This is a genomic window from Cloacibacillus sp. (genome assembly GCA_036655895.1).
In the GTDB taxonomy this organism is placed as follows: Bacteria; Synergistota; Synergistia; order Synergistales; family Synergistaceae; genus JAVVPF01.
Genome location: JAVVPF010000076.1, coordinates 1 through 4436, shown reverse-complemented (window position 1 = coordinate 4436; position 4436 = coordinate 1). Strand labels below are relative to the sequence as shown.

At 46.2% G+C, this 4436-nt stretch carries 4 protein-coding genes; 2 read left to right on the top strand and 2 right to left on the bottom strand.

The features are described from left to right. Together RRY12_12630 and RRY12_12625 are read left to right on the top strand one after the other, a co-directional pair. The coding region (locus RRY12_12630; protein ID MEG2185519.1) for an S-layer homology domain-containing protein at nt 1-1249 on the top strand (1249 nt) is incomplete at its 5' end. 156 nt (nt 1250-1405) lie between these two features. Further along, nucleotides 1406-2167, top strand: coding sequence for a hypothetical protein (locus RRY12_12625; GenBank protein ID MEG2185518.1), 762 nt, complete (start codon nt 1406-1408; stop codon nt 2165-2167). Nucleotides 2168-2293: 126 nt separating this feature from the next. Here the strand turns inward: RRY12_12625 and RRY12_12620 are convergent, their stop codons facing one another. Next, nucleotides 2294-3043, bottom strand: coding sequence for a hypothetical protein (locus RRY12_12620; protein MEG2185517.1), 750 nt, complete (start codon nt 3041-3043; stop codon nt 2294-2296). 141 nt (nt 3044-3184) lie between these two features. Then, on the bottom strand, nt 3185-4436 hold a 1252-nt coding region (locus RRY12_12615), incomplete at its 5' end, for an S-layer homology domain-containing protein (GenBank protein ID MEG2185516.1).

Below are 4436 nucleotides of genomic sequence, written 5' to 3'. Positions count from 1 at the left end.
CGCCCTCGGCGTGAAGGTCGACAAAATCGACAAACGCGTTGCAGTGCTCGAAGACGGTATCGGCGGATGGAAGATTCGTGGAACGTTCTGGTTTGACGCCAACTTTACAGGCGGCGACAATCACCTTTACACCGCGAACGGCGCTGATACAGAGTTCACAAAAGAGCGTTTCCGTCTGTTTATAACAAAGCAGATCAACGAAAACACAAGCCTCTACATGCAGCAGCGTTACGGTGAAGATGGACTGGGCAATGGCCGCGGCGATATGGTCGGTGTAAAGACGACCCATCTGTACTTGGACACAAAGCTTCCCTACGATGTGAATTTCCGCGTTGGACGTTTTGCAGTTGACTTTGAAGGCGACTATGGCTTCTATGATGAAACAGACGCCTTCTTCTCAGACTATCGTATTGACGGTTTCCAGGCCAAAAAGTCATGGGGCGGACTTACCGCAACAGCGATCATTGGTCGTAACGCAGCAAGAGATCTTGACGGTACTATCAGAGAAGCCACCGGTAATAAGGATCTCCTTAGCGGCGGATGGATGAACTATGTCCTTGACCTTCACTGGCAGGTAAATGAGAAGTTCTTCGCTGGCGCGACTGGTTACTGGTTTGTAGATGATGACACAGAGAATCTCTATAATCTCAACGACGATTTCGGCATCAAGAATTACGCCCTCTATGCTTCCTATAAGTTTACTCCCGCAGTGGAACTCATGGGAATCTACAACTGGCAGGATAATGGCGACGGCGCCGTAGTTCTTGCAGATATAGTGAATGGTGGCAACGGAACCGAAAACAAACCCAAAGCATGGAAGGCCGTCCTCAACCTCGACCAGAGCCTCCTGAAGTTCACCGCACTCCGCTTTGAATACATGCAGCAGGATAACATGTACATCGGTAACCGCGACTACTACGGCTGGGGCACCGATAACAGCAGTAATGGCAATTACGCTCACGTTCTCCAGAATATGCCTTGGAACGACAACACCACAAAGGTATTCTTTGTTCGCGCCGACCAGAAATGGAATGACAAGTGGAGCAGCTTCATTCGCTACACACAGGCGAAATTTGACACAGATGGTATCGATGACGCAAAAGAATACGGCATAGCAGTGAAGTACCAGCTCAACCCGGCAGTAGCTTTCCGTCTTGGATATGACTACGTCGATAATGGCGAGAACACAGGCAATGCTTATAATGGTGACGACCACGTCATCCAGTTCCGTACAACAGTCAATTTCTAGTCTCTAGTAAATTGCTGCAAGAGAGACCCTTTAGGGTCTCTCTTTTTTTAACAGGCTTTATATTTTATATTTTTTGATTCAATCGTCAGATAACCTAAAAATAATATGTTGAAATTAATATAACTCTAGGTATCTAAATATACAGGAGGATCCTCAATGATGAATAAATTAACAAAGCGGACGTTCTTGCTCCTTTTTTTTGTCTTTGCTTTTGTCTCTATTGCTGCGGCTGACACCGCCGACCAGATCACTCAAAGATGGACAAAATCACATTTGTACAAGGGTGAAGACCAACTATCCAATCTACTAGTAAGCGCCACCTATTATTCTGCTGAATATATCGACGCATATATCCAACAGGAGGCAAAAAAGAATCTGTGGACGCAACAGGAGCTTGAAGATTACAAATATAAGTTTCTAAATATACTAAAGCTTGATGAAATGATCCCAGTACATATTGCCTTTGATAATAATTCATCGACAATGTACCTTGGTCCATTTGATATAATGGTGGGACTGAGAATCGGAAATACCTATTATAAACCGATTGATTACGACAAACGTTTCAACTTCAAATTTCAGGGGAAAAAAGATGGTCTTGTATATTTCAAAAGATACGATGATAAGACCGGCAAAGACCTTTTAAAAGGCGTAAAGCAGGTAACGTTGGAGTTAAAACCAACCATCCAGCCTGAAATCACATCTGGCAGAACCACAAAGTTCTTATGGGATATTAGCAAAGATGATCCTCAAAAGTTGTTCCAAGGAACCACTATGGCCAAAATGGAAACAGATCGCCTGTTAAAGCGTCTCGAAAAAATCCGCAAAGACAAAGCGGATGAGCAGGTAAAATTAAATGCTATCACTGACGAAGAAACTACAATAAAGAATCGTCTTGACGAACTGGCTAAGCAGTAGCATATCCAACTTCGACCTACAGCATCTCAAAATAAAAACTCCTCTGATTTGAAGGGGCTGCAAAAAGCTGCCACCAAATCAGAGGAGTTTTGTCGTTATAAAGAGTGTGGTCTGGGAGTCGAACTGTTATTTCATCAGTTGGTCGATGCGCTGCTGGATGGTGGATATTTCGTTGTTTATTGCGTTTATCTTTGATTCTTCTTCCGCCTTGTCCTTGTGGAGCTTCTCGAGGCGTTTTAAGAGACGGTCTGTTTCCAGCTTGTTGCCAGCCGCTCCAGCGTATAGAGTTTCCGGGTTGTCATTTGCGATGTCCCAGACAAATATCGTATCTTTACCGTTTGTTACGGGGCTGACGCTAGCCAGTATTTCAAAACGCGCTTGCCTCTGACCTTTCAGCAGATTCTTACCCGTCTTTTCATCAAACCTCGGGAAATAGATGAGCCCGTCTTTTGGCCCCTGGAATTTAAAATTCAGACGCTTGTCATATTCCGCGGCTTTATAGAGCTTATTTCCTATACGAAGTTTCGCCATTATGTCGAACGGACCAAGGTACATTGTAGGGCCGTTGTTTATGAACTCAACATGGATGGGAATGAGTTCGTTGAGCTTCAGACTTCCCAGCAGGTTAGCTTTGTATGCGTCTGTCTCATGCTGCGTCCACAGATTCTTCTGCGCCTCTTTTAAGATCAGCGCTTCGACATATTCTGTAGAGTAATAGGTAGCCTTGATTTCGATGTTGCCGCCCTCCGGGTCTATATACTTGCGGCTTTTAGTCCAGCGCTGCAGCACCTGATCGTATGGCGCGGCGCACGCTGACGCGGCAAAGGCAAAGATGAAACAGAGGGCCAATAGCCCCAACATGGTAGTTTTTTTCAAACTGGTACCTCCTTGAAGATATTATTTATGTTTTTATTTCATAGCTTTCAAATTAAATGGTAGAGGTTCAGGGAAAATGTTTATACGTCCTTAAAAAACAGAGACCCTTTCGGGTCTCTGTTTAAGTAGTAACTGCTAGAACTAGAAGTTCACCGTTGTGCGGAAGCGGACAACATGGTCCTTGCCGCTGTTGTTATCGACTACGCCAGCGTACGTTGCACCGTCGCCGTGGTCAACCTGGTCGTAAGCAAGCTGGAACTGGATTGCCGGTGTGTACTGATAGTTCACGCCAACACCCCATTCTGTCGCGTTGTCAAGATGATCTGTAGCATAGTCAACATTGGCGTAACGAAGGAATGAACTCCACTTGTCGTTCCATTTCTGCTCAGCCTTTACAAACCACCACTTTGATGTTCCAAGCGGATCGGCAAGGTAGATGTTTCTTCCTACATAGTCATAGGAGCCTCCGCCGATTGAATAGCGGTTTGTAAGGCCAATGTAGGTATTGTCCTGCTGTGAATATTCCACCCACAGTGACGTGAACTTAAGAAGATCCTGTTTCACATCGAGGATGGCCTTCCATGCCTTCGGACTTGTTTCGCCATTTACTGCCGCTGTTTTGCCATTGTAGGTCTTTACATCATTGCCGAGCTTCTGCCAATAGTAGATACCCTTCAACTGTACTGAAGGTGTGAACTGGTATCCAGCGTAGAATCCGTAGTTGTCCATTTTGAGATCGCCGGCATCGGCTGCTGTTGAGTCATCGTTGACCCAGTAGCCAGTTGCACCAGCAAAGAACTTCTCGTTGGGCTGGAAGTGCAGGTCGAGGACGTAGGTCATGAAGCTTGCGCCTGTACCGTCGGAAATAGCAACATAGTCATCGCCGAAGTTGTCATTACGACCCACGACCGCTGTCGCCTTGAACATGCCCCATGTCTTCGCAAGACGGAAACCATCTGTACGGAAGTCGCCGAAGATGGCATCGTTATCTGTATAGAGACCATAATCATCTTCGAAGTCGACGGCAAAGCGTCCTACGCGGAAGTCGATGTCATAGGGGAGCTTTGTGTTGACATAAAGATGTGACCAACGCATGTTCTGGATGTCGCCACGGCCGCCGCGAGCTGCCGGTGCACCTGAAGCGTCAGCGCCGGTGCGATACTGAGCGTAGAAGTATGTATCTTCGTTGATCTGCTTTGTGAGGAACAGACGGAACTTCTCTTTTTCAAAGTCGTTCTTTTTGTTGCTCTCATTGAAGAAGTAGTTGCCCTGATCTGTATCGCTGGCAAACTTCGCGTCGAACTGGAACGTTCCACGAATCTTCCATCCGCCGATACCGTCTTCGAGCACTGCTACGCGTTTGTCGATTTTGTCGACCTTCACGCCGAGGGCA